At 72.4% G+C, this 23160-nt stretch carries 21 protein-coding genes and 3 tRNA genes; 10 read left to right on the top strand and 14 right to left on the bottom strand.

Translation table 11 applies throughout. The features are described from left to right. Positions 1 to 62 precede the first annotated feature (62 nt). From IRY44_RS06660 to IRY44_RS06645, 4 genes are all read right to left on the bottom strand, one after another. A complete protein-coding gene (locus tag IRY44_RS06660; protein ID WP_269696247.1) occupies positions 63 to 3260 on the bottom strand; it encodes a DNRLRE domain-containing protein in 3198 nt (1065 codons plus the stop codon). A 718-nt stretch (positions 3261 to 3978) separates the two neighbouring features. After that, entirely contained in the window at positions 3979 to 4812 is an 834-nt protein-coding gene (locus tag IRY44_RS06655; protein WP_194799580.1) for a MerR family transcriptional regulator, read from the bottom strand. A gap of 47 nt (positions 4813 to 4859) precedes the next feature. After that, the gene (locus IRY44_RS06650) at positions 4860 to 5411 is read right to left on the bottom strand and encodes a kinase (protein WP_194799579.1); all 552 of its coding nucleotides are present in this window, start codon (positions 5409 to 5411) and stop codon (positions 4860 to 4862) included. Positions 5412 to 5644: 233 nt separating this feature from the next. Continuing rightward, a tRNA-Lys gene (locus IRY44_RS06645) sits at positions 5645 to 5720 on the bottom strand. A gap of 187 nt (positions 5721 to 5907) precedes the next feature. On the opposite strand from IRY44_RS06645, the gene IRY44_RS06640 reads away from it, so the two are divergent. Continuing rightward, on the top strand, positions 5908 to 7185 hold the full coding sequence (locus IRY44_RS06640) for an Ig-like domain-containing protein (protein ID WP_194799578.1): 1278 nt from the start codon (positions 5908 to 5910) through the stop codon (positions 7183 to 7185). 162 nt (positions 7186 to 7347) lie between these two features. Next, a complete protein-coding gene (locus IRY44_RS06635; protein WP_194799577.1) occupies positions 7348 to 8643 on the top strand; it encodes an Ig-like domain-containing protein in 1296 nt (431 codons plus the stop codon). Positions 8644 to 8690: 47 nt separating this feature from the next. On the opposite strand, the gene IRY44_RS06630 is transcribed toward IRY44_RS06635, so the two are convergent. Then, positions 8691 to 8766 (bottom strand) — tRNA-His (locus IRY44_RS06630). Between the two features lie 90 nt (positions 8767 to 8856). Next, on the bottom strand, positions 8857 to 9447 hold the full coding sequence (gene orn / locus IRY44_RS06625) for an oligoribonuclease (RefSeq protein ID WP_013474266.1): 591 nt from the start codon (positions 9445 to 9447) through the stop codon (positions 8857 to 8859). Positions 9448 to 9521: 74 nt separating this feature from the next. Here orn and IRY44_RS06620 point away from each other — a divergent pair, with 74 nt between their 5' ends. Further along, on the top strand, positions 9522 to 10817 hold the full coding sequence (locus IRY44_RS06620) for a glycosyltransferase family 87 protein (RefSeq protein ID WP_194799576.1): 1296 nt from the start codon (positions 9522 to 9524) through the stop codon (positions 10815 to 10817). Positions 10818 to 10919: 102 nt separating this feature from the next. Here the strand turns inward: IRY44_RS06620 and IRY44_RS06615 are convergent, their stop codons facing one another. The 3 genes from IRY44_RS06615 to IRY44_RS06605 all read right to left on the bottom strand — a co-directional run bounded on the left by IRY44_RS06615 (position 10920) and on the right by IRY44_RS06605 (position 14322). Then, positions 10920 to 11771 carry a hypothetical protein gene (locus IRY44_RS06615; RefSeq protein WP_194799575.1) on the bottom strand — a complete coding sequence of 284 codons (852 nt, stop codon included), beginning with the start codon at positions 11769 to 11771 and terminating at the stop codon, positions 10920 to 10922. A gap of 141 nt (positions 11772 to 11912) precedes the next feature. Then, entirely contained in the window at positions 11913 to 12638 is a 726-nt protein-coding gene (locus IRY44_RS06610; protein WP_194799574.1) for a YcnI family protein, read from the bottom strand. A 16-nt stretch (positions 12639 to 12654) separates the two neighbouring features. Then, on the bottom strand, positions 12655 to 14322 hold the full coding sequence (locus IRY44_RS06605) for a copper resistance CopC/CopD family protein (protein WP_194799573.1): 1668 nt from the start codon (positions 14320 to 14322) through the stop codon (positions 12655 to 12657). A gap of 222 nt (positions 14323 to 14544) precedes the next feature. On the opposite strand from IRY44_RS06605, the gene IRY44_RS06600 reads away from it, so the two are divergent. The 4 genes from IRY44_RS06600 to IRY44_RS06585 are packed head-to-tail and all read left to right on the top strand — an operon-like array spanning position 14545 to position 17484. Next, positions 14545 to 15132 carry a sigma-70 family RNA polymerase sigma factor gene (locus IRY44_RS06600; protein WP_194799572.1) on the top strand — a complete coding sequence of 196 codons (588 nt, stop codon included), beginning with the start codon at positions 14545 to 14547 and terminating at the stop codon, positions 15130 to 15132. 30 nt (positions 15133 to 15162) lie between these two features. Beyond that, entirely contained in the window at positions 15163 to 15690 is a 528-nt protein-coding gene (locus IRY44_RS06595) for a MauE/DoxX family redox-associated membrane protein (protein ID WP_194799571.1), read from the top strand. Further along, positions 15683 to 16399, top strand: coding sequence for a thioredoxin domain-containing protein (locus IRY44_RS06590; protein ID WP_030270220.1), 717 nt, complete (start codon positions 15683 to 15685; stop codon positions 16397 to 16399). Before IRY44_RS06595 ends, IRY44_RS06590 begins: the two co-directional genes overlap by 8 nt. Next, positions 16396 to 17484, top strand: a complete 1089-nt coding sequence (locus IRY44_RS06585; RefSeq protein WP_194799570.1) for a hypothetical protein — start codon at positions 16396 to 16398, stop codon at positions 17482 to 17484. Before IRY44_RS06590 ends, IRY44_RS06585 begins: the two co-directional genes overlap by 4 nt. Positions 17485 to 17954: 470 nt before the next feature. Here IRY44_RS06585 and IRY44_RS06580 read toward each other — a convergent pair whose 3' ends face one another. The 4 genes from IRY44_RS06580 to IRY44_RS06565 are packed head-to-tail and all read right to left on the bottom strand — an operon-like array spanning position 17955 to position 20639. Next, positions 17955 to 18716: an energy-coupling factor ABC transporter ATP-binding protein gene (locus tag IRY44_RS06580; RefSeq protein WP_194799569.1), complete on the bottom strand. Its 762-nt coding sequence runs from the start codon at positions 18714 to 18716 to the stop codon at positions 17955 to 17957. Then, positions 18713 to 19483 (bottom strand): cobalt ECF transporter T component CbiQ, encoded by a 771-nt coding sequence (cbiQ, locus tag IRY44_RS06575; RefSeq protein WP_194799568.1) that lies wholly within the window; start codon positions 19481 to 19483, stop codon positions 18713 to 18715. The genes IRY44_RS06580 and cbiQ overlap by 4 nt, the downstream gene beginning before the upstream one ends. A 2-nt stretch (positions 19484 to 19485) precedes the next feature. Beyond that, complete coding sequence (locus IRY44_RS06570) at positions 19486 to 19923, bottom strand: PDGLE domain-containing protein (RefSeq protein ID WP_194799567.1); 438 nt, start codon at positions 19921 to 19923, stop codon at positions 19486 to 19488. Then, positions 19920 to 20639: an energy-coupling factor ABC transporter permease gene (locus tag IRY44_RS06565; protein WP_030270233.1), complete on the bottom strand. Its 720-nt coding sequence runs from the start codon at positions 20637 to 20639 to the stop codon at positions 19920 to 19922. Before IRY44_RS06565 ends, IRY44_RS06570 begins: the two co-directional genes overlap by 4 nt. A gap of 123 nt (positions 20640 to 20762) precedes the next feature. Here IRY44_RS06565 and bcp point away from each other — a divergent pair, with 123 nt between their 5' ends. The 3 genes from bcp (at position 20763) to IRY44_RS06550 (ending at position 21976) form a co-directional block, all read left to right on the top strand. Beyond that, a complete protein-coding gene (gene bcp / locus IRY44_RS06560) occupies positions 20763 to 21233 on the top strand; it encodes a thioredoxin-dependent thiol peroxidase (protein ID WP_194799566.1) in 471 nt (156 codons plus the stop codon). Between the two features lie 65 nt (positions 21234 to 21298). Further along, positions 21299 to 21384: transfer RNA gene (locus IRY44_RS06555), tRNA-Leu, on the top strand. Positions 21385 to 21448: 64 nt separating this feature from the next. After that, the gene (locus IRY44_RS06550) at positions 21449 to 21976 is read left to right on the top strand and encodes a GNAT family N-acetyltransferase (protein WP_194799565.1); all 528 of its coding nucleotides are present in this window, start codon (positions 21449 to 21451) and stop codon (positions 21974 to 21976) included. A 126-nt stretch (positions 21977 to 22102) separates the two neighbouring features. On the opposite strand, the gene IRY44_RS06545 is transcribed toward IRY44_RS06550, so the two are convergent. Further along, entirely contained in the window at positions 22103 to 23143 is a 1041-nt protein-coding gene (locus tag IRY44_RS06545) for an expansin EXLX1 family cellulose-binding protein (RefSeq protein WP_194799564.1), read from the bottom strand. Between the last annotated feature and the right edge of the window lie 17 nt (positions 23144 to 23160).

Below are 23160 nucleotides of genomic sequence, written 5' to 3'. Positions count from 1 at the left end.
CGTACGACGGGCCACCCTCTGGTCCTCCCCCGCTGGATAACTGCTCATGTCGATGGTCTTCATCAGCTGATCGCCGCCCCGAACGCGCTGTGCCCGGTGGGGAGACCGCCCTGTCCCGGCTGCCAGGTGAGGCTCGGGACCGTGTTGCCCGCCTTCAGATCGGACCAGGTGAACCCGTATACGGCGTCGGTGCCGTAGGGAGTGCCGACGTAGAGACGCTGCGAGGTGGCCGAGAGCGAGGCGCCGACCAGTTCCTGGGCGCCGGCCGTCCCCGGCATGCCGCCCGATTCCCGGTGCAGCGTGGTCGGGGTGCCGATCGGATTCGCCAGCGCCGGGAAGATACGTACCCGTCCGGAGTCGGCCACCGACGTGCCCGCGTCCTCACCCGGCACGCCGATCGCGACGAACATCGTCGCGTTGGTGCCCTCACTGCCCGGCGCGGTGTTCACCACCACGACCTTCTCGCCGAGGTAGTCACCGTCCTCCGAGGCGTACGTGATCGCGGGCAGTTCGGTGAAGGTGTTCGCGGCAGTGACGTGGAACCGGTGCACCAGCCCGGCGTCCGGCGCCGGGGTGTTTGTGGCCGCGACGACCAGGTCCTCACCCGGCACGCCGACGACGACCAGCGAGTCGGCCTGGCCGGCGGGAGCACCGACGGGCCGGTACGGCGCGATCGAGATCGACTTGCCGAAGTTGTCGTTGGCCTCGGCGTCGTTCGAGACGTTGGCGACGTTCTGCTCCAGGCCGGCGGCGAGGGTCGGCAGCCCGTTGCTCAGCGTGTGACTGAAGACGTTCACCGATCCGGCGAAGGCCTCGGTGCCGATCGCCTCGCCCGGGGAACCGACCGCCCAGTGGTACGTGGAGGCGGCCACCGCATAGCCCGTCCGGTCGTCGATCTCGGCCGCGCCCGGGATGCCGCTGCCCTGGGACATCGCCACGTTGACGTTGCCCCGGAGGTAGTGGACGATGCCCGCCAGCGCACCGCCGGTCAGCCCTTCACCGGGCACGCCGATGACGAGGTACGGCTCACCGCCGGCCGTCCGGCTGCCGGCGACGGCGAAGCCGAACCAGTCGTACGCCTCGGCCGCGTCGGGGACGTTGGCGCTGTCCTGGTGGTACGTGACGGCGGGCGGGCCCTGCGCAAGGCCGGCGGGTGAGCCGAGCAGTACGTAGACGACACCGGCCTGGGCCTGGCCGCTGACGGCCTGGTTCGGCACGCCGACCGCCAGGTCGGTGCACCCGTCGTTGTTGGCGTCGTACGCGGCGATCGACGTGCCGAAGCGGTCACCCGCCTCGGCTGCACCGGGCATGTTCGCGCCACCCTCGTGCAGGGTGTGCACGGTGGTGCTGCCGCCGTACGTGACGTTGATCCGGCCGGCCCGGATCTGACCGTTGACAGTGGCCTCCGGGTCGGCGATCGCGATGTCGGCGACACCGTCGCCGTTGAAGTCGCTGTCCGTTCCGCCGGTGCAGCCGGTGACCGGCGTGGCCGTGGTGTACACCTGCATCTCGCAGAACGACGACCAGACGTCGCTGCCGGAGACGCCGTCGGCGGCCTTCACCCGCCAGCGGTAGATACCGCCGTCGACGAAGGCACCGGCGGGAACGGTCGCCGCCACCGTGGCGCCGGAGGCGACGTTGCTGGACGACGCGGAACCGATCGCCTTCTCCGCGTTCATCGCCCACCACTCGAAGGTGACGGTCATCGCGGTGCCGTCGCCGTCGGCGACGGTGGCCTTGAGCTGCGGCGTCAGCGTGTTGACGAGGGGACGGCCCGAGCCGGTCACGCAGGTGGTGGCAGGGACTGTCGACCGGGCCGTCACGGTCGGCCGCGAGTTGTAGGTGACGCTGGCCTTGGGCACCTCGGTACTGGCTGCGGCGTTGCGGGAGCGGAACTGCTTGAAGGACTTCGAATCGGTTTCGTCGGTGGCCCGAAGACCCATGTCGGCGCGGGTGTCACCGGCGTTCGCCGCGCGCTGGAAGAACGCGGTCCCGCTGATCCCGATCCAGGCGTCGTTGCAGCTGGCGTCGTAGCCGGCGGTGGCGAGGGTGGTCGCCTCCTGGTTGTTCCACGTCGGCTGGGTGTCCCAGATCATGTCGTCGGCCACCGCACCCACGGTCCAGAGCTCCCACGACCGGCCCTCACACAGGGGCGACCACCAGTTCCAGAACGAGACGGTGGCGGAGGTGATCTGCTTGCCGACGAGGGCCTCGGTGTCCCAGCGCAGCAAGGACCGGGTGACGGGTCCGGTCGGACCGAGCCGGCCGAGCCGGAGGTCGTCGGTGCCGCCCCGGTTGACCGTGTCGCCGGCCTGGATGTACGTGTCGAAGGTGGTGTACAGCGGGTTGATCGTCGGGTCGATGACGATCGGGTACTCCCGCTTGGAGTCGTTCAGCCAGCGCAGGTCCGGGGTCAGCGTCAGGTCGAGCCCGCCGGTTCCACGGGCCTCGGCGGCGGGGGCGATCGTGGATGCGACAGCCGTCTCGGCGATGGGGTTGCCGAGCGTGTCGACCCGCGCGTCCCACATCCGCAGCGCGGGGGTGTGCGCGACCACCCGGCCGGCGGCGTCCTCGATGGCGGTGTTGCCGCTGGCGTCGCGGACCGCCCGGGCGGCGTTCGCCCCGGTGATCGGCAGTGTGAGGCGGGCGACATGCTTCACGGCGCTGCGGTCCTTGACGACGAAGAACGCCTCCATGCCGGCGCGGGTCGCCTCGACGACCAGGTCCACCCCGGGCAGCGTGTCGACGTAGGTGGCTCGTCCGCCGTCCAGCTTCGGCTCGGGCAGCCGGCCGGCCCAGCCGACCGCGAGCCGATCCGCTCCGTGGCCGAGGACGGCCAGCTCCGGCGTACCGCTCGGCTGCGCGCCGGAGACGACGAGATCGAAGGGGTGGGCGACGGCGGCGATCCGCCCGTCCGCGCCCTTGCGCAGGGTCAGATCGACCGGAACCCACTGGTCACCGCGCCGGATCCGGCTCGCGCCGATCGACAGCTCGGCCCGGAACTGACCGTCCGGCAGTGCGAAGACCTCTGTCGTCTCCGACGTGAGGCTCTTGACCTGCACCGGCTTGCCGGACTCGCGGGCGGCCCGAAGGGACACCGCCTCATCGGTCCGGCTCTCCACGCCGCCTGTCACGCCGTCCGGGCCAGCGGCGAGATACTCCGCCGGCTCTCCCGGTACACCCGCCAACGCGGCCGCCGTCAGTACGGCGACACCCGCAGCCAGGCACGAACGGACAGTGGCCGTCACTCGACGTGCCACAAACCCTCCCCCGTGTGCTTTCCAGTTGTGCGAGCGGGACTCTAAGGGCGCCCTGCCTCAGCGCACAAGGCCGGACACGTTCCGTCAGGACGGATCACGCCGAACTGGACATCCGATCAACAGGTCAGCACTCTCGGTAACCAAACTCGCCTTCCACATTGGAGCTTGTGACGACTGCCGCATCCACGAGTGGCGGCATTGGGCGGTCGGGTCGATCTTCAAAACCGCAGATCAGTAGATGGTTGCCGCGGTCAACTGACCCCGAGCGGACCGCTTCACCATTGCGAACTATTTTCACGCATCGCCATCTTCGAATATGACACGGCGTAGTCGTCATTGATCGAGCAATCAGCCGATGCGGTACTCGCCCATCGGGAGGCAGTGCCGGACCAATCAGACTCATGGACACACCGAAATGGCGGCGGAGGGCGTCCCGCCAACCGCTCGGGCAGGTCATCGGTCCAGCGCGGAGCGCCGAACAGTGACCGCGGAAAGACGATTCGAATCGTCAGAACATCGAGCGATATTCGCCGCATTCGGGCGTCGGGATCGCCCTCGTCCGCGGAGTGACGCGTTGGTGATCATCATGCGCAACGCGCGCGAGGTAATCGGCGAAGACGATTGCCTGTCGAAAGCACTGCGGCGCCGATCGTCGGGGTCTGGCCGACCTTCGGATATCCGGGCTGCGGGCCGGTTCAGCGCTCAAGTCCTCCGTGGGTCACTCCGGTCGGCGTTCGACGGGCGCGCTGCTCAGTACGCCGTCGGGCCGCACCTCCTGACGCAGACGCGCGAGGTCGACGAACCGGTCGCCGTCGGGCGGGACGGCGTCGAGCAGGCGCAGGACCACTGTGCAGTACTTGGCCATCGTGTTGCGGCCCGGCATGAAGACGGACAGCTCGTCGTGGGCGTCGGGCGTCTGCACGATCAGGTCGGCGGGCAGGGACGGCAGCGTCTCCGGGATGCCGTCCACCGCGACCTTGACCGTCCAGAACGGCCCGGCGCCGTCGAGTACCCGCCGGTCCTGTTCCGGTGTCTCCAGCGCCGGCGTCCGCCACGGCTCACCGAGGCAGGTGACGCCGGCCTGCCGCACGGTGGTGACCAGGTCGGCCGCCGCCGCAGTGATGATCTCCTCGGCCCGGTCCCACTCCTGCGCGTCCCGGCCCAGCGGTGTGCCGGGTACGAGCCGCGCCACCACCGTCGTGGCCGGTACGTGCCGCAACCGCGGTTCGGGCTGCGCCTCGAAGACGGCGCGGGCCGCCGCGATGGCGTCTGCCTGAGTCTGCCGTTGCCGGCTGACCTCGTCGCTGTGCCGGTCGAGCAGGGCGATCGCCTGGTCCGGCTCGTCGAGGGCACGCCGGACCAGCTTGACGCTCATCCCGGCGTCCCGCAGCAGGGTGATCAGCATGGCCCGTTCCACCTGCTCGAAGGCGTACGAGCGGTGGCCGGTCCGGTCGTCGACCTCGGCGGGCACGAGCAGCCCTTCGGCGTGGTAGAAGCGCAGCGCCTGCGGCGACAGGTGACACATCTGGCTGAACTCGCTGATCGACAACATGACCCCAGACTGCCCCTTGCGGTAACCGGAAGGGCAAGTGACGCCGGCTAGCGTCTGTCGTCGTCGCGCCCGTCCTGGGGCAGCCCGGAGACGGCCGCGATCGCCTCGACCGCCTCGTCCAGGCCGGTGGTCTCCGGGAGGACGAGTTCGCCGGGCCAGCCCAGGACGTCGTGCGCGGCGTACCAGCCGCTCATCTGCTCGGCGGTGAAGTCACCGGCCTGCGGGCGCGTCAGGTGCCGGCGCAGCGTCTCGGCCAGCGACACGTCGAGGTAGCAGAACAGCGACCGCCCCCGGTGGCCGTCGCGCAGCGAGGTCAGCACGTCGCGGTAGCGGCCGGTGTACAGGATGCCTTCCAGGATCACGTGGTAGCCGTGGTCGAGGGCGAACCGGACGGTCTGCTCGATCAACGCGGGGGCGACGCCGCCGGGCTTGTCCCGTTCGCGCAGGACGATGCGGCGCAGGTAGTCCTGTTCGACGAGGGCGCACCCCCGGCCGTGCCGGCGTCGCAGCTCGCGGGCGATGCTGCTCTTGCCCGAGCCGGAGTTGCCCCGGATGCAGACGAGGATCGTGTCCGGGCTGCCGGTGGACTCAGCGGACACGATCCCTCCCCTGGGGTCAGCGGGCGCACCCGGGCCGAGCACAGCGTCCATCGTGGCAGCCGCGACCATGATCAGCTCAGGGCGACCACACGAACCGCGCCTCGGTGGAACGTCATGGGTGCCTTCCGGCCGGTTTGACACCCGTGGCGTTCCACCCACGGACGGTCGCTCCCGGCGCCGTACGCGAAGAAGGCCCCGACCGGCGTGGAGCGCCCGGTCAAGGCCTTGATCGTTGGTGCGCCGCCAGGGACTCGAACCCCGAACCCGCGGATTAAGAGTCCGCTGCTCTGCCAGTTGAGCTAGCGGCGCTCGCTGACAACGGGAAGAAGATTAGCACGCCCGCCGAGGCGGGTTCCAATCCGATACCGGGGTCCACCCTTCGGACGAGCTTAACCGGCGAAAGCGGTCAAAACGGTCATCCGATCCGGCGCGGGGGCGGGTGTGTGAGCGTCGATACGGCACGATGTCCGCCAGGCACGCGATGACAGGGGTGGGCATGGGCAGGTTCGCGCGGGCCGGGGCGACGGTGGGCGTCCTGGTCCTGACGGCGTCGCTGGCGCTGACCGGGTGCGGCGGCGGCGATGACGAGGGGAAGAAGCCGGAGTTCGTGCCCGGCCAGCAGCAGGTGGGCGGCGTCTCGTCCTCCGCGCCCGACCCGAGCGTCGCACCCAGCGACAACGCCGCCGCCCCGCCGCTGACGGTGAGCCCCGCCGACGGCGCGAACGCCCGGCCGGTCAGCACCGAGATCAGCGCCCGCATCCCCGGTGGCGGCACCGTGTCGAAGGTGATGCTCGCCACCGCCGACGGGACGAACGTCGCCGGGCGGATGCGGCGCGACGGCTCCAGCTGGGTGCCGTCGGCAGCGCTGAAGTACGGCACCAAGTACACCGCCACGGTCACCGGCGCCGGCAAGGACGGTCGGACCTACCAGGGCACCAGCACGTTCACCACGATGGCCAAGCCCAAGTCGATGATCGGCTCCGGCCTCTACATGTTCAGCGGCAAGACGTACGGCGTGGCCATGCCGGTGGTCGCCGAGTTCTCCCCGGGCATCCCGAAGAAGGACCGCGCCGCGGTGCAGAAGCGGATGTTCGTGCAGACCGACCCGCCGCAGCCCGGCGCCTGGCACTGGGTCGACAACGGTACGCAGGCGTACTACCGGGCCCCGGAGTACTGGAAGACCGGCACCACGATCACGGTCCGGCTGGCGCTGGCCGGGATCCCGCTGAGCAACGGCCGCTACGGCAACATCGACCGCAGCGCCACCGCCAAGATCGGCCGCGCGTTCGAGATGACAGTGGACAACGCCACCAAGCAGATGACGGTCTCCGAGAACGGCACGGTGATCCGTACCCTGCCGGTGAGCCTGGGCAAGAAGAGCACCCCCTCCTCCAGCGGCACGATGGTGGTGATGGAGAAGAAGGAGTCCACCGTCTTCGACACCCGCAGCGAGCCGGACCCGGCCAACCGCTACGTCACCGAGATCGACTTCGCCCAGCGGATCACCTGGGGCGGCGAGTACATCCACGCCGCGCCCTGGTCCGAGGGCGTGCAGGGGCGCCGCAACGTCTCGCACGGCTGCGTCAACGTGTCGATGGCCAACGGCCGGTGGCTGTTCGGCAAGACGATGGTGGGCGACCCGATCACGGTGAAGGGCACCGAGCGCCGCCTGGCCCCCGGCAACGGCTGGACGGCGTGGAGCATGAGCTGGTCGCAGTTCGTCGCCGGCAGCGCGCTGCCGGTTCCGCAGGGCGGGCAGCCGGCGCCGTTCTGACCGGCGTAACGTGGTCGGACACGCCACCTCCGACGAAGCGCCGGACGCCAGTGGAATCGTTACACCCGCGCGGGGTGTTCCGTTTCACGTCCGGCAACGCGTACCCGCTCCGGCGCGTCTGACCTGAGACGACGGGGAACGGCATCACCTTGTGAGGGAGTCATGCGAGCTGGCCAGGACGAACCGATCCGGGGCGCGAGCGCCCGACGCGTCGGCCGCCGCCGTGCGCTGGCAGCCGGGCTGCTCGCCGCCGCGATGGCCCTGACCGCCTGCACCAGCGGCGGCGGCGACAAGCCGTCGAGCTGGCAGGGCGGCGGCGACGGCGGCGAGAAGGCCCCGAAGGCGGCGGCCACCATCAGCGAGCCCGCCGCCGACGCCAAGGACGTACCGGCGTCCACCGCCGTCACCTTCACCACGAAGGAGGCGCAGGAGACCACAGTCGAGCTGAAGGACGCCGCCGGCAAGGTCGTCGACGGCACGCTCGCGGCGGACGGCACCAGCTGGCTGCCGTCAGCGGCCCTGGAGTACGGGCAGACGTACACGGCGACCGTCACCGCCACCGGCGACGACGGCAAGCCCGCCACCGCCACCAGCACGTTCACCACGATGGCGAAGCCGGCCAAGCAGATCCGGGTCACCAGCTTCCTCGGCGACAACCAGGTCGTGGGTGTCGGCATGCCGCTGATCGTGAAGTTCGGCCGGGCCATCCCGGAGGACTACCGCGACGACATCCAGCGCCGGATGACAGTCACCTCGAAGCCGGCCCAGGAGGGCATCTGGCACTGGGTGAGCCCGACCGAGGTGCGCTACCGGCCGAAGACGTTCTGGAAGGCCAACAGCACCGTCAGCTACAAGGTGCAGGCGGGCGGGCTGCCGCTGGGCGGCGGCTGGTACGGCCGGGCCGACCTCAGCGTCGACGTCAAGATCGGTCCGTCGTTCGTGATGACTGTCGACAACCGCACCAAGCGGATGACCGTCACCCGCGACGGCAAGGTGGTCAAGACCATCCCGGTCAGCCTGGGCAAGAAGAGCACCCCCTCCTCCAGCGGCACCATGGTGGTGATCGAGAAGCTCCGGCACACGGTCTTCGACACCCTGGAGGAGCTGGGCCCGGAGGAGGGCTACCGCACCGAGATCGACTACGCCCAGCGGCTCACCTGGGGCGGCGAGTTCATCCACGCCGCGCCGTGGTCCGAGGGCGTGCAGGGCCGCACGAACGTGTCGCACGGCTGCGTCAACGTCTCGATGAAGGAAGGCAACTGGCTGTTCGCCAACACCCGCATCGGTGACCCGATCACCGTGAAGGGCACCGAGCGCAAGCTCCAGAACGGCAACGGCTGGACCGACTGGAACATGAGCTGGGACGAGTACGTCAAGGGCAGCGCCCTGCCGTACGAGCCGCCGTCGGCCGACACCACGCCGGACGCCGGTACGCCCAGCGTCGAGCCCACCCCCTGACCCACGCACACGACGAAGCCCCCTCCCGGAGGAGGGGGCTTCGTCGTTGGGGTGACTGATGGGAATTGAACCCACGACAACCGGGACCACAACCCGGTGCTCTGCCAACTGAGCTACAGCCACCATGCTCGCCGCTCCGGTCGCCCGGGGCGGTGCGCGGACTAATCATAGCCACACTCCCGCCGACCCCGTCCACCGGGTTGGGCGGGGCCCTCAGAGCTGGGCGGCGATCGCCTTCGCGGCCTCGACGTCCGGCCCCGGCAGCGGCACGAACACGGTCCGCCGGTAGTACTCCAGCTCGCGGATGCTCTCCCGGATGTCCGCGAGGGCCCGGTGGGCCAGGCCCTTCTGCGGCTGCCCGAAGTACACCCGCGGGTACCAGCGCCGGCACAGCTCCTTGATCGAGGACACGTCGATCATCCGGTAGTGCAGGTGCGCGTCGAGCCGGGTCATGTCGCGGGCCAGGAAACCCCTGTCGGTGGCGATCGAGTTGCCGCACAGCGGGGCCGTACGCGGGTCCTTCACGTAGCTGGTCACGTAGTCGAGCACCATGTCCTCGGCCTCGGCCAGCGTCACCGTGGAGCGGCGTACCTCCTCGGTGAGGCCGGACTTGGCGTGCATGGTCCGCACGATCTCCGGCATGCCGTCGAGCGCCTCGTCGTCGGCGTGGATCACCACGTCGACGCCGTCACCGAGCACGTTGAGGTCGGGATCGGTGACGAGCGCGGCGACCTCGATCAGGGCGTCCCGCCGCAGGTCGAGCCCGGTCATCTCACAGTCGATCCAGACGAGAAGATCAGCCACCGGAACAGACTACGCGCCGCCGACGCGCCCGCGCCTCGGCCCGGCGGCCGAGGTGGACCGCTAGGGTTTCCTGCGTGCCAGCCGAACCCGTCGCCCCACCCGCCGTCCCCCGCGACGACGCGGGCGGGCGTACGGCTCTCCGGGTGCTCACGGTGCTGGCGCTGATCGCGATCCTGCCGGCGCCCTACCTGCGCAACCTGCGTCACGACTACTACGACCAGAAGATCTACATGTCGGCGATGGACTGGTGGGCGGCCGGGCACCCGCTCTACGACTACGTCCAGCCGGACCGCGTGCAGGGCGCGCTCTACTTCACCTATCCGCCGTTCGCGGCGCTGCTGCTGGCGCCGTTCGGGTATCTGCGGCTCGGGGTGGCGATCGCCGCCTTCGCGGTGCTGACGGTGGCCGCCGTGGTGGTGACCACCCGCTGGCTGGTGCTGCCGGTGCTGCGGCGGCACGACCTGCCGCGCGGGTTCGGCCTGACCGTCGCCGTGCTGCTGGTGCTGGCGGTGGAGAGCACGCGGGAGACGCTCACGCTCGGGCAGATCAACATGCTGCTGGTGGTGCTGATCCTGGCCGACCTGCTGTTCGCCGTACCGCAGGGGCGGCGCTGGGCCGGTGTGGGCGTGGGCCTGGCCGCGGCGCTCAAGCTGTTCCCCGGCATCTTCGTGGTCTACCTGCTGGCCGCCCGGAAGTGGCGGGCGGCGGCCGTGGCGGCGGTGACGGCGGCCGTTGCCACGCTGCTGGCCGCGGCGGTCGCGCCTGGTGACTCGTGGCGGTTCTGGACGCACGAGCTGTGGGTGACCGACCGGGTGGGCCGCCCCGACTACACCGGCAACCAGTCGCTGTTCGGGCTGCTCAGCCGCCTGACCGCGCCGGCCGAGCCGGACCGGCTGCTGTGGCTGCTGCTCGCGCTGGCGGTGGCCGCGTTCGGCCTGTGGCGGGCCGCGCGCGCGGCCCGGGCGGGGGACGCGCTCGTGGGTCTCACAGTGACCGGGCTGGTGGGCGGGCTGGTCAGCCCGATCACCTGGATCCACCATCTGTACTGGTTCATCCCCGCTGTGGTGGTGCTCGTCGACGTGGCACTGGACGCCGACCCGGCGACGCCCGCCGGCGCCCGCCGGCGCGGCGGCCTCTTCGCGCTGGTCGCCGTCGTCGGCCTGCCGATCGTGTACGGGTTGGTGACGTTCCAGGACTGGGGCACCGCCATCGTGCACACGGACGATCCAGTCGACTTCGTCGTCCGCAACGTGTACGTGCTGCTCAGCCTGCTCCTGCTCGCGGTGCTGCCGATCCGCCGGCGTGCGGGCGAGAAACCGACGACCCGGACTGAACGGACACACCTCGCAACAAATGGCGATCAGCGCTAATCTGGTATCAACTACCTCAGTTTTCTCCCAGGTAGCACCGATCCCCCGGTGAAGAACGGCCCTCCGCGTCGGCAGCGCGGAGGGCCGTTCGGATTCGCCTCGTCAGTCGCTGCCGTCGGGGCACCGGCTGGGCGGCGGGGCGATCGCGGCCCGGGTCCGCCCGCCGGAGCCGGAGCCCACCGCCACCAGGTGCCGCTCGGGTCGCGACGCCGGGCCCGGCTGGCGGCCCAGGCCGCTCAGCGAGGTGACGCCGAGACGCCCGGCCAGCACCGGCACCTGGTCCGGCTCGACCACGAAGACCACCTCACGCGGGCGCAGCGGGCGCAGCAGCACCGCCACGGCGAGGACCAGCAGCAGCGTCCCGCCGGCCAGCAGCGCCCACGCCAGCCCGGGGAACCACCCGGCCCGCAACTCGGCACGCATCCGCAGGTCGAGCCCGTCCGCGCCGTCCACGCGCATCACGACCAGGCTCAGCGACCGGCCGGACAGCTCCGCCGGGCTCCACTCCAGGGAGCCGACGCCCTCGCGCACCCAGAAGGGCTGGGTCATCGGCGCGGCGGTGCCGGCGCCGGCGATGGCCGGGTCGAGATCGACGGGCAGCGGACCCCGGGTGACCGCGACGCGGCGCACGGTGCTGTGCGGAACGTCGGCCAGCCACAGTCGCACCTGGTCGGCCGGGGCGAGGCCGAGGAAGACCGGGCCGTCGTCGTCCCGCGCGGTCAGGTGCAGCCGGGCCTGCCCGGTACGCGCCAACGGCAGGTCGGCGCGCAGCAACGCGTCCACGTCGGTCACCAGCACCGCGCGGGCCGGTGTGCGGACCGGCTCGAACCGGGCGCCGAAGCCGCCGTCCGGGTCGGCGTGCCGGGCGGCGAGCCAGAGACCTCCGCCCGCCAGCAGCGCCGGAATCCCCAACGCCAGCAGCACCACGCCGGCGATCGTGCGTACGAAACGCATTCGCTTCGTCCCTCTCGGTAGCCGATTACCCGGCCGACCTTACCGACGGGGGTCGGCCGATCGCCGGATATCGGCGGCACCGGGGCCGGAACGGCGACCGGCCCGGCGGATCGTTCCGCCGGGCCGGTGCGTGGCTCGCGTTCAGGACTTCGCGGCGGGCTCCCGCCGGGTACGCGCGAACGCCAGACCGCCGAGGGCCAGGCCGCCCAGTCCGGCGACCAGGCCGGCCACGCCGAGGGCCGTGGCCCCGCCGGAGCCGTCGTCGTCGTCATCGTCGTCGGCTGCGGCGGCCGGCGCGCTCACAGCGGACGAGGCGGGCGCCGCCGCGGCCAGCTTGAGCACCGGCGCCGGGTTCTCCGGCTCCTCCGCGCCCGGCGTCGGCTCCTCGATCCACCGGGAGACGTTGCCGTCGGAGTACGTCTGGAGCACCTTGAACACCATCGTGTCGGCCTGCGGCAGCGGGCCCATCGACACCGGGAACTCCTGGAACTCGCCCGGCTTCACGCCGCCGTTCGGCGCGGCCGTGAAGGTCAGCTTGGAGACCGCCTCGGTGAGCTGGCTGCCGTGCACCTCGATCGGCGGGTCGACCTTGCGCTTCTCCACCGCCACCGTCCAGCCCGCCACCGGCATGGTGGAGACCGAGCCGATCGGGGCGTTCTCCGGCAGGTTCACCTCGACCTTGACTGTCGACGCCGTGTCGCTCTCGTTCGGCACCCGGAACGCGAACCGGCCGTAGCCGCCCTGCGTACCCTCGGCCGGGTTGATCGTGACGTGCGCCGAGGCCGGGCCGGCCACGCCGAGCACGGCCGTGGCGACGGCGGTGAGGGTCAGCGCGGCGACTGTCGCGGAGCGCCGGAGACGGATCATCAGATGGGACCTTCCGTTACTTGATCGGCACGGTGGCGGTCACCGTGGCCTGGTCGATGTCGGTCGTACGGACGGTGATGCGCACCTGCCAGTCACCCCGGGCCGGCAGGTTGATCTCGCCGGTGGCGTGGTTGTCGCTCAACGGCAGCAGCGGGACGGTGATCGGCTCGATCCCGGCCGACGGCAGCGCGGCGGTGACCTTCCACTCCTGCACCGGCTGCGGGCGGCTGTCCTTGGTGTAGGCGTACAGGTGCATCGAGTTGTTGCCGGTCTCCGCCGGGTCCACCTGGACCTCCAGCGAGTAGATCGGGCTGCTCAGCGTGGCCGAGAAGTAGCCCTGCTCGGCGCCCGCGACGTTCGCGGCGGCGGTGCGCGCCGGGGTGGTCTGCACGAGCGTCGCCGACACGCCCAGCACCACCGCCGTGATCACCAGCTCGGCCACCACGGCCCGCCGCATCGAGCCCGGCCGGCCTGCGGCGACCCGCCGCCGCACCAGCGCCCGGGAGTACGCGGCCACGCCGATCACCAGCACGAACAGCGCGATCTTGGCGAGCAGGAGCCGGCCGTACGTGGTGTCGAACAGCGGCTGCAGACCGGCCACCTCGATCAGGCCCTGCACGGTGCCGGCCAGCAGCAGCGCGGCCACCGCGAGCGCCGCCCAGCGGGACCAGATCGGCAGGATCGCGTCCAGCTCGCGCTCGTCGGCCCGGCGCAGCAGGAACACCGCGAGCATGACCAGGCCGCCCAGCCACACCGCCATGCCGCCCAGGTGCACCGCGTCCACCACCACCGACACCGCGGGCGCGGGCGACGCCGCCGCGTGCCCGGACAGCGGCCAGGTGAACAGCGCCGCGCCGCCGAGGACCGCCAGGATGATCCCGTCGGTACGGCCGATCGGGCCGGCGAACAGCGGCCGGAGCAGGAACGCCGCCGCGGCGAGCAGGCCCAGCCGGACCAGGTGGGTGGTGCCGTAAGCGCTGCCGAGCACGTCACTCAGGCCCGAACCGGTGACGTCGAACAGGCCGCCGCCGTTGACGTACGGCACCTGAAGCCACACCTCCGCCACCGTGGCCACCGCCAGCAGCCCCAGCCCGGTCCAGGCCAGCCGCGCCGGACCCCGGCGGGACAGCCGGCGCGGCCAGAGCGCGGCGAGCACCAGCGCCGGGCCGACGAGCAGCAGCAACCCGGCGTAGCCGGCGTACTTCGCCACCTTCACCGCGTTCTCGGTTACCGGGTTCGCCCGGTTGTCCGAACCGCTGTCGGTGGGTGGCTCGGACGGTGCGCCGACGGAGTAGGTGAAGGCGCCGGAGACGGGGTGGCTGTCGGCCGAGATGACCCGGTAGCTCACCAGGTAGGTGCCGCGCCCGGCGGACGGGTCCACCGGGATGGTGACCTCGGCACCCTGGAACGTCGGCTCGCCCCGGTCGGCGCGCGAGCCGTCGGGGGCGATCACCCGGACCTTCCCGGGCACCTTGCGGACGCCCTCACTGAACGTGATCACCACCTGCGCGGGCGCCTCGGGCACCACGGCGGAGGCGGCCGGGCTGCTGCTCACCAGCACCGCGTGGGCGGCAGCCGGGGAGGCCGGGGCGAGCAGCAGGGCCACCAGCAGGAGCAGCAGCCCGGCGACGGCCCCGGAGCGGGCGGCGACGACCCGGGACGGGCGGCGTACGGCAGCAGTCATGACCGCAATGGTTCCCGAACCGGCGCGGGTCCGGCGAGCCGGTCTCCGGCGGGCGTGACCGAGCGCCCACCCGGTGCGGCGGCGCGCGCCACGCCGGGCCTGCTCGGAGGTCATGGGAGGGTAGTCGGACGGCGGCCGGAAAAAGTTCCCGGCGTGTGCGGGACCACGGAATGGGTCGAAGGACCCTGTCCCCTCCAGGTACGCCGCGTAACCTCGGGTGACGTGATCCCCGGCCCGCGCGACACCGCCGCCGACCGCCCCGAGTCGGCGCCCGACGCTGCCCGGGACGCGGCCACCGGCTGGGCGCTGGCCGCCCGCGACGGGAACCGCGACGCTCAGGCCGCCTTCGTCCGGGCCACCCAGGCCGAGGTGTGGCGCTTCGCCGCCGCGCTCGTCGACCCGGACACGGCGGACGACCTCACCCAGGAGACGTACCTGCGGGCGTTCCGGGCGCTGTCCGGCTTCGAGGGGCGCTCCAGCGTGCGGACCTGGCTGCTCGGCATCGCCCGGCGGGCCTGCGCCGACCACCTGCGCACCGTCGTGCGCCGCCGCCGGCTCGACGCGCGGCTCGCCGCCCAGGCAGCCACCGACCGCCCCTACCCGGACCCCGCCGGGCAGCTCGGTGCCACCGACCTGGTCCGCCGGCTGTCCGCCGAGCGGCGCTCCGCGTTCGTGCTCACCCAACTGCTCGGCCTGTCGTACGCCGAGGCCGCCGACGTGGAGGGGGTGCCGGTGGGCACCATCCGCTCCCGGGTCGCCCGCGCCCGCGACGACCTGGTCGACGCCGTCGGCGACACGCTGGCCGGATAGCGGGAACCTTTCGTGGCGCTCGGACGACGAATGACTGTGACCCCCTCCCCCTCACCTCGGGCCGGCCGCTGGCAGGCCCTGCGGCCCTGGCTCGGCGTCGCGGCCCGCCTCGGGCTCGCCGCCGTGTGGCTGATCGCCGGCGGCACCAAGGTCGGTGACCTGGCCGCCTCCGGCCGGGCCGTGAACGCCTACCAGGTGATGCCGTACGACGTGGCCACCGTGATCGGCGCGGCGCTGCCGTTCGTCGAGCTGGCCCTGGGCGTGCTGCTGATCGCCGGGCTCGCCACCCGGATCAGCGCCGGCGTCTCAGCGGCGCTGCTCGTGGTCTTCATCGCCGGCATCGCCTCGGCCTGGGCCCGGGGCCTGGCCATCGACTGCGGGTGTTTCGGCAGCGGCGGGCAGCTCGCCGCCGGCCAGACGCCCAGCTACCTCCCGGAGATCCTCCGGGACCTCGGGTTCCTGGTACTCGCCGGGTTCCTGCTGATCTGGCCCCGCACGCCGTTCTCCGTGGACGGGTGGCTGGCGGGCGACGACACCGTGGAGGACACCGATGAGTAGTCGCAAGGGGCGCAAGGACGCGGCCCGGGTCGTACGCGAGCAGATCGCCCGGGAGAAGCGGCGCAAGCGGACGCTCTGGACCTCGATCGCCGCGGTGCTGGTGCTCGTCATCGCCGGCGGCATCGGCTGGGCGGTCTACTCCAGCCAGAAGTCCGACGAGTTCACCGCCCCGCCCGGGGCCAACGATGCCGGCACCGGCATCGTGCTCGGCACCGGGCCGGTCACCATCGACCTGTACGAGGACTACCTCTGCCCGGCCTGCAAGCAGTTCCAGCAGATCAACGGCGAGACGCTCAACCAGCTCGTCAGCGAGGGCAAGGCCAAGCTGGTGTTCCACCCGGTGGCGTTCCTGAACCGCTTCTCCACCACCGAATACTCGACCCGCTCCTCGGCCGCCTCCGGCTGCGCCGCGCAGGGCGGCAAGTTCCGTGAGTTCACCGACCAGCTCTTCGCCAAGCAGCCGCCGGAGGGCGGCGCCGGACTCAGCAACGACGAACTCGTCGACATCGGCGCGGGCGTCGGGCTGAACCGGGACGAGTTCGCCTCCTGCGTCTCCGACGGCACGTACCGGTCGTGGACCGAGCACGTCACCGACGAGGCGAGCAAGTCCGGCGTGACCGGCACCCCGACCATCAAGGTCAACGGCAGTGAACTCCAGGACCGCAGCCCCGAGGGGATCAAGTCGGCGGTGGAGGCGGCCGGCAAGTGATCGCACCCCTGCGCCGGGCCGCGCTGGTGCTCGCCGTCGCGGCCACCGCGCTGCTCACGCTCGCCACGCCGGCCGCCGCGCACGGCGCGGACGCGCCCGACGGCACCGACTACCGCGCCACGATCAGCGGCGTCGACCCGGACCACCCCGGCCTCACCGCGCGGATGGTGGAGGCCGGCGCGCGGCTGGAGCTGACGAACGACACCGGCGCCGAGGTCACCGTGTTCGGCTACTCCGGTGAGCCGTACCTGCGCATCGGCCCGGGCGGCGTGTACGAGAACACCCACTCCCCCGCCACGTACCTGAACCGGACGCTGGCCGGAGAGACCCGGCTGCCGGCCGAGGCGAACCCGGCCGCCGCGCCCGACTGGCGGCGGATCGACGACGGCCCCACCGCCCGCTGGCACGATCAGCGCACGCTGTGGCGGGAGGAGGCTCCGCCGGCCGCCGTCGCCGCCGACCCGGACCGGGAACATCGGGTACGCGACTGGGCGGTGCCGCTGCGCGCCGGTGACACCGCCGGAGCCGTACGCGGCACGCTGGACTGGGTGCCGCCGCCCGACCCGTACCCCTGGTGGGTCGCCGCCACGCTGGGCTTCCTGCTGATCGGCGCGGCCGGACTCGCGCCGGGCGGTACCGCCGCCGGGGTGCGGGCGCTGCGCGGGGTGGGCGCGCTGCTCGCCGTGGGCGGCGCCGCGACTGTGGCGCTCACCGTCGCCCGCGCGCTGGACACCGGCGCGCCCGGCGTCGGCGGAACGCTCGCCGAGCTGGTCACCGGGCAGGTGTGGACGCTGCTCACCGGGCTCGGCGCGCTCGCCGCGGGTGGGTACGCGCTGGCCCGCCGCCCGGCCGCCGACTTCGTGCTGGCGCTCGCAGGCGCCTGCCTCACGCTGTTCGCCGGGGCGACGAACCTGGCCGCGCTGTCCCGCGCGATCCCCCCGGCCGCCGGCCCGGCCACGCTGGTGCGGGTGCTGGTGGTGCTCGGCCTGGCGACGGGTGCCGGAGCGGTGGCGGCGGGCCTGCTGCGCCTGCGCACCGCTGCAAGAGCAGCCCGCCCCACCCCCCACCCAACCCCCACGCCCTAACCCGCCCCGCCCGCCCGCCCCGCCCGCGGCGAGATCTTGGTACCAAACGGCCCCCATAGGGGCCCTTTCCTACCAAGATCTCCACTGCTCCCACCACGCGGAACGCCAATCTCGCGTAACGGGAGGCCGTGCGCCACAACAACCGGCCGAACGAGGAACTCCCGCCCCCCAACCCCGCGATCTTGCACTTTCCGCCCCGGCATCCACGGCATTCACCACATCTCCGGGGCCGCAACCGTAGGATCACCGAGAGCTGCGAGCGCCGGGCACGCCCGAGTGGAACACCACGGGTGTCAAACCGCCCCCGACACACCCATCACGTTCCACTCCCGCCGCACGCACCCCTTGGACGGCGTGATCTTGCAGTTGCCGCCCCGAGCTTGCGGCTTTTGTCCCGGATGCCCGGACGAAAGTGCAAGATCGCGGCGGAGGAGGGCGGCACGGCGAGGGCGGGACGGGCGAGGGCCGGGTCAGGTGGGGCGGGGGGCGAAGCCGTAAGGGAGCTCCAGGCGGTGGGCTGTCAGCAGCGCCTCGTCTGCCAGCAGGTCAAGGGTGGGGGCGTCGGCGACGATGCGGCCGCCGTCCAGGATGACCGAGCGGGGGCACAGCTCGGCCGCGTACGGCAGGTCGTGGGTGACCATGAGCAGCGTCACCGGCAGGGAGCGCAGGATCTCCGCCAGCTCGCGGCGGGCGGCCGGGTCGAGGTTCGACGACGGCTCGTCCAGTACCAGGATCTCCGGGCGCATGGCCAGCACCGTCGCCACCGCCACTCGGCGCCGCTGCCCGAAAGACAGGTGGTGCGGCGCACGGTCCCGGTGCTCGCTCATACCGACCGCCGTGAGCGCCTCGTCGACCCGGGCGGCCAGCTCGGCGCCGCGCAGGCCCAGGTTGGCCGGGCCGAACGCCACGTCCTCGGCGACTGTGGGCAGGAACAGCTGGTCGTCCGGGTCCTGGAAGACGATGCCGACGCGGCGGCGTACCTCGGCCAGCGTGTCCCGGTCCCGGCTGACGGTCAGGCCGCCGACGGTCACCGTGCCCTCGGTCGGGGTGAGGATGCCGTTGAGGTGCAGCACGAGCGTGGTCTTGCCCGCGCCGTTGGGCCCGAGCAGCGCCACCCGATCGCCGCGCGGCACGGTCAGGTCCACGCCGTGCAGGGCGACATGACCGTCCGGATACGCGTACCGGACGCCGTCGACGTCGAGGGAGGGCGGCTGCTGCACGTACCCGATCATTGCAGGACGAGCGCGACGGCGGCGATGGTGGCCGCGATCGCCGGCACCGTCGCGGCGGCCGCCCACTGGCCGGCGGTGGCCGCGCCGGCCCCCTGCCACACCGCCGGCATCCGGCCGGTGTAGCCGCGCGAGAGCATCGCCAGGTAGACCCGCTCGCCGCGCTCGAACGCGCGCAGGAACAGCGCGCCGACCCCGGCCGCGAAGCCGCGCAGCTGCCACAGGAACCGTGGGTCGTCGCCACGCGACACCCGCGCCACGCGCATCCGGCGGGCCTCGCCGACGAGTACCTCCAGGTAGCGGAGCATGAACGTGGCGATCTGGGTGAGGATCTGCGGGCACCGCAGCCGGTCCAGGCCGAGCAGCAGGTCACGCGTCGTCGTGGTCGCCGCCAGCAGGAGCGACGCGAGTACGCCGAGCGTGCCCTTGGCGAGGATGTTGAACGCGCCGTGCAGCCCGTCGACGGACAGGGCGAGCCCTGCCACCTCGACCCGCTCCCCCGCCCCGAGGAACGGCAGCGCGAACGCGAACAGCACGAACGGCAGCTCGATCAGCGCCCGGCTGAGCAGCCAGCGCGGGCCGACCCGGGCCAGCGCGGCCACCGCGGCGACCAGGAGCGCGTAGCCGCCGAAGGCCCAGTACGCCTCCCGGGGCGTCGCCACCACGGCGATGGTGAACAGCACCATCGCGGCGATCTTCACCTCGGGCGGAAGGCGGTGCACCGGCGAGCCGGACTCGCGGTAGAGCGCGTGCGCGTGCCCTGCGCCCACGGTCAGCGGGTGCCGGTGGACGGGGTCGCTGCGTCGTCCGCCGGGTCGGTGCTCGCGGTGGTCGTGTCACGCGCCCCGGGGCCGGCGGACGTGACGGGCGTGGCGGGGCCGCGGCGGCGGGCCAGCCAGAACAGGCCGCCGCCGAGCGCGAAGGTGAGCAGCACGCCGAGTACGCCGGACAGGCCGGTGGAGAGGAAGTCGTTGCCGATGCCGCGGACGCCGTAGTCGGCCAGCGGGCTGTCCGCCAACTCGTGGTCCTTGGCCTGCTGGGCCGGGCAGCTACCGCCGGTGATCTCGTCGTCGGCGTTGACGGTGCAGCCCTTGAGCAGCGACGAGTCGAGGCCGTCCGGGTGCGAGGAGGCGTAGTTGCTGACCACGCCGGCCAGCAGCAGGGCCACCAGCAGGCCGCCGAGCAGGAACGGCCAGTGACGCTTGCTCATCGGGCACCTCCGGCGACCGGGACGGCGGGAGCCGGCGTGGCCGGCTTGAGGGCGCGCAGCGCGTACACCAGGTCGGGTCGGACCTTGGCGACGGTGACCACGGTGGTCGCGGTGATCAGGCCCTCGCCGATGCCGATGAGCAGGTGGGCGAAGGCCATGGTGCCGGCCAGGCCGGTGAGGTTGCCGCCGAGGTCGGTGGTGCCGCCCAGCCAGTACTGCAGGACGAAGCCCTGGGACGCGACCACCACGCTGACCAGCGCGGACACGAAGGCGGTGACCGCCAGCCCGGCCGGGGTACGCGGCAGCACGCGCAGCAGGAGCGCGATCAGCAGGTACGCGGCGGCGGTGCCGAGCAGCGCCATGTTGGTGATGTTGAGGCCGAGCATCGCCACCCCGCCGTCACCGAAGACCAGCGCCTGCACGATGAGCACCACGGCGACGCAGAGCGCGCCGACCCAGGGGCCGACGAGCAGCGCGGCCAGCGCGCCGCCGAGCAGGTGACCGCTGACCCCGGCGGTGAAGATCGGGAAGTTGAGCATCTGCACGGCGAAGATGAACGCCGCCACCAGCCCGGCCATCGGAGCCAGCCGGTCGTCGAGGTCGGCTCGGCCCCGCAGCACGCAGAAGGCGAGCGCGGCGAGGGCGAGAGCCGCGAAGATCGCGGCGACCGGACCGTTGATGATCCCGTTGGAGATGTGCATCGCCAGGGTGTCCACGCGCTCAGCGTATTTCCAGGAAGGCACTGTTGCCAATATCTGGCAACAACCTCATGATGGCCGTCACCGCGCCCGCGCGTCGCCGCCCGCCGGCCGCACCGGCCCGGAGGTATCGTCACCGCCATGACCGACCGCCTCGAGCCCGGCGACCCCGCCCCCGACTTCACTCTCCCCACCGACGACGGCGGCACGCTGTCCCTGTCCGGCCTGCGCGGCCGCAAGGTCATCCTGTACGCGTACCCGGCCGCCATGACGCCCGGCTGCACGAAGCAGGCGTGTGACTTCCGGGACTCGCTCGCCTCCCTCCAAGCCGCCGGCTACGAGGTGGTGGGCATCTCGCCGGACAAGCCGGCGAAGCTCGCCAAGTTCCGCGACCGGGACGCCATCACGTTCCCGCTGGTCTCCGACGAGGACAAGGCGGTGCTGACGGCGTATGGCGCCTTCGGCGAGAAGCAGATGTACGGCCGCACCGTCACCGGCGTGATCCGCTCGACGTTCGTGGTGGACGAGGACGGCAAGATCGAGCAGGCGTTCTACAACGTGCGGGCCACCGGTCACGTCGCCAAGCTGCGCCGGGACCTCGGCCTCGACTGAGGTCGTTCCGGTCACGGCCCGGAGTACACACGCCTGCGGCACGACGCTCTAAACTCAGCGGGTCGGCGGGAGTGGCGGAACGGCAGACGCGCAGGCCTTAGGAGCCTGTGTCCGAGAGGACGTGGGGGTTCGAAACCCCCCTCCCGCACCATCAACTGTGTCACCCGCGTCACGAACGCGGGTCCGGGCCGCGTCGTCACGCGCAGGATGGCGTCGTGGACCTGCGCTTCGTACTCGACCCCGACCCGACTCCCGAATTGCGCGAGCAGATCATCGCGCTCTGGGTGGACGTGACGAACGCCGGCGGCGCCGTCGGCTTCGTCGCCCCGGTGACGGCCGACGACGTACGCCCGCTCGCCACCTCCACGCTCGACGAGGTGGCGGACGGGCCGGACCGGCTGCTCGCCGGCTACGAGGGCGAGAAGCTGGTCGCGGTGCTGGTCATCGCCGACAACCGGTTCCACCTCAAGACGCACTGGCGGGTGCTCAAGCGCGTCATGGTGCACCCGGACACGCAGGGACGCGGCCACGGCGCGGTGCTGATGCGCGAGGCCGAGCGGATCGCCCGCGGCCTCGGGCTGGCGGCGCTGCACGTGACGGTCCGCGACGGCCTGGGGCTGGACCGCTTCTACAAGCGCCTCGGCTACCGCGAGATCGGCCGCCTCCCCGCCGCGCTGCGCCTGTCCCCCACCGACGCCCGCGACGAGATCCTCATGTGGCTCGACCTCCCCACCTCCCCCTGACCCCGTCCCGTCCTCGCCCGCCCTGCCCCGCCGATCTTGCACTTTCCGCCTCCGCAAAAGCCGCATCCCGGGGTAGATCGAGGGCCGCAAGTGCAAGATCGGCGAGCTGAGCGGGCGGGCGCGGGGTCAGGAGCAGGGGGCCTGGGTGGGAGGGGTGGCGGCTGCCTGCACCAGGGGTTCCGTGAGGGCCGGGGTGAGGGTGGGCGACGGCGTGAGGGAGGCCGGAGGACTGGAGGTCTGCGTCCTGGGGGTGGGGGTCGGCTTCTTCGGGGTGGGTCCGGGGGTGGCGGGATCGGCGCCGTACATGCGGGTCCTGCTGCGTTGCACCTGGCCGGGGAGCATCCGGACGCCGGTGGCCATAACGCGGTGGCCGTACACGTCGGTGACCCGGATCTCGTACGGCCCGGGACCGGCTCCGGACGGGATCAGCCAGTAGTTGTAGTCCTGCCGCTGCGCCGCCCGCCACGAACCGTTCTGCCGCACCTCGACCGAGCGCAGCGGGTTGCCGTGGTCACCGACCAGGACGGCGAACCACCACTGCGACGAGCCCTCCTTCATGCGGAAGGTGAGCGGGCCGGGCAGCCTCGGGTTCACCACCGCGCGGTAGCTGACCTTCACCACTCCCTGCACCGGGTCGGCGATCCGGGCGAACGCCTCGGCGGACAGGTCGAGGTGACCTGGTGCGCACTCCGGGCACTGGTCCATCACGAGCACCCGGACGGTGCCGCGTGGGCCGGTGACGTCGAGGAAGCCGCCGCAGGAGGCGCCGGAGGCGTACTCGCTCGGGCCGAGCGCGACGTACAACCGGTCGGCGGGCGCGGCGGGCCGGGAGCAGTTGCCGCCGGAGCCCTCGGAGTCGTAGAAGGTGGCCTTGCCGCTGTGCGTCACGCCGACGACGGGCGGGGCGGCAGCCGCCGCCAGGGCAGCGCCGGGCGGCAGAACGGCGGGCGGAGGAGCGGCCACGGCAGCGCGCCCAGCCGGGGCGGCGCAGGCGGGGGCGGCACCGCCGCGTACCGCGAGGGTCACCGCGACCGCGGCGGCGACGGTGACCAGCCCGGCGGCGGCCAGGCGGCGACGGCGTCCGGCGGTGCGGCGCCGGTCGTCCGGGGTGGCGGGTCCGGGCGCGGCGCCGGTGGTCGGCGGGTGGGGTGCGGTGCCGTCGGTCACGCCGGTCGATGCTGCCG

Source organism: Micromonospora sp. ANENR4, assembly GCF_015354395.1.
GTDB classification, from domain to species: Bacteria; Actinomycetota; Actinomycetes; order Mycobacteriales; family Micromonosporaceae; genus Micromonospora; species Micromonospora aurantiaca.
This window is presented reverse-complemented; position numbering and strand designations above follow the sequence as displayed.

Excerpts from the sequence above, each read along its gene's own strand:
- IRY44_RS06595 (WP_194799571.1), top strand. The coding sequence starts at position 15,163 with ATGACTGTGACCCCCTCCCCCTCACCTCGGGCCGGCCGCTGGCAGGCC.
- IRY44_RS06615 (WP_194799575.1), bottom strand. The coding sequence starts at position 11,771 with ATGCGTTTCGTACGCACGATCGCCGGCGTGGTGCTGCTGGCGTTGGGG.
- IRY44_RS06635 (WP_194799577.1), top strand. The coding sequence starts at position 7,348 with ATGCGAGCTGGCCAGGACGAACCGATCCGGGGCGCGAGCGCCCGACGC.
- IRY44_RS06580 (WP_194799569.1), bottom strand. The coding sequence starts at position 18,716 with ATGATCGGGTACGTGCAGCAGCCGCCCTCCCTCGACGTCGACGGCGTC.
- IRY44_RS06640 (WP_194799578.1), top strand. The coding sequence starts at position 5,908 with ATGGGCAGGTTCGCGCGGGCCGGGGCGACGGTGGGCGTCCTGGTCCTG.
- IRY44_RS06605 (WP_194799573.1), bottom strand. The coding sequence starts at position 14,322 with ATGACTGCTGCCGTACGCCGCCCGTCCCGGGTCGTCGCCGCCCGCTCC.
- bcp (WP_194799566.1), top strand. The coding sequence starts at position 20,763 with ATGACCGACCGCCTCGAGCCCGGCGACCCCGCCCCCGACTTCACTCTC.
- IRY44_RS06590 (WP_030270220.1), top strand. The coding sequence starts at position 15,683 with ATGAGTAGTCGCAAGGGGCGCAAGGACGCGGCCCGGGTCGTACGCGAG.
- IRY44_RS06655 (WP_194799580.1), bottom strand. The coding sequence starts at position 4,812 with ATGTTGTCGATCAGCGAGTTCAGCCAGATGTGTCACCTGTCGCCGCAG.
- IRY44_RS06610 (WP_194799574.1), bottom strand. The coding sequence starts at position 12,638 with ATGATCCGTCTCCGGCGCTCCGCGACAGTCGCCGCGCTGACCCTCACC.
- IRY44_RS06570 (WP_194799567.1), bottom strand. The coding sequence starts at position 19,923 with ATGAGCAAGCGTCACTGGCCGTTCCTGCTCGGCGGCCTGCTGGTGGCC.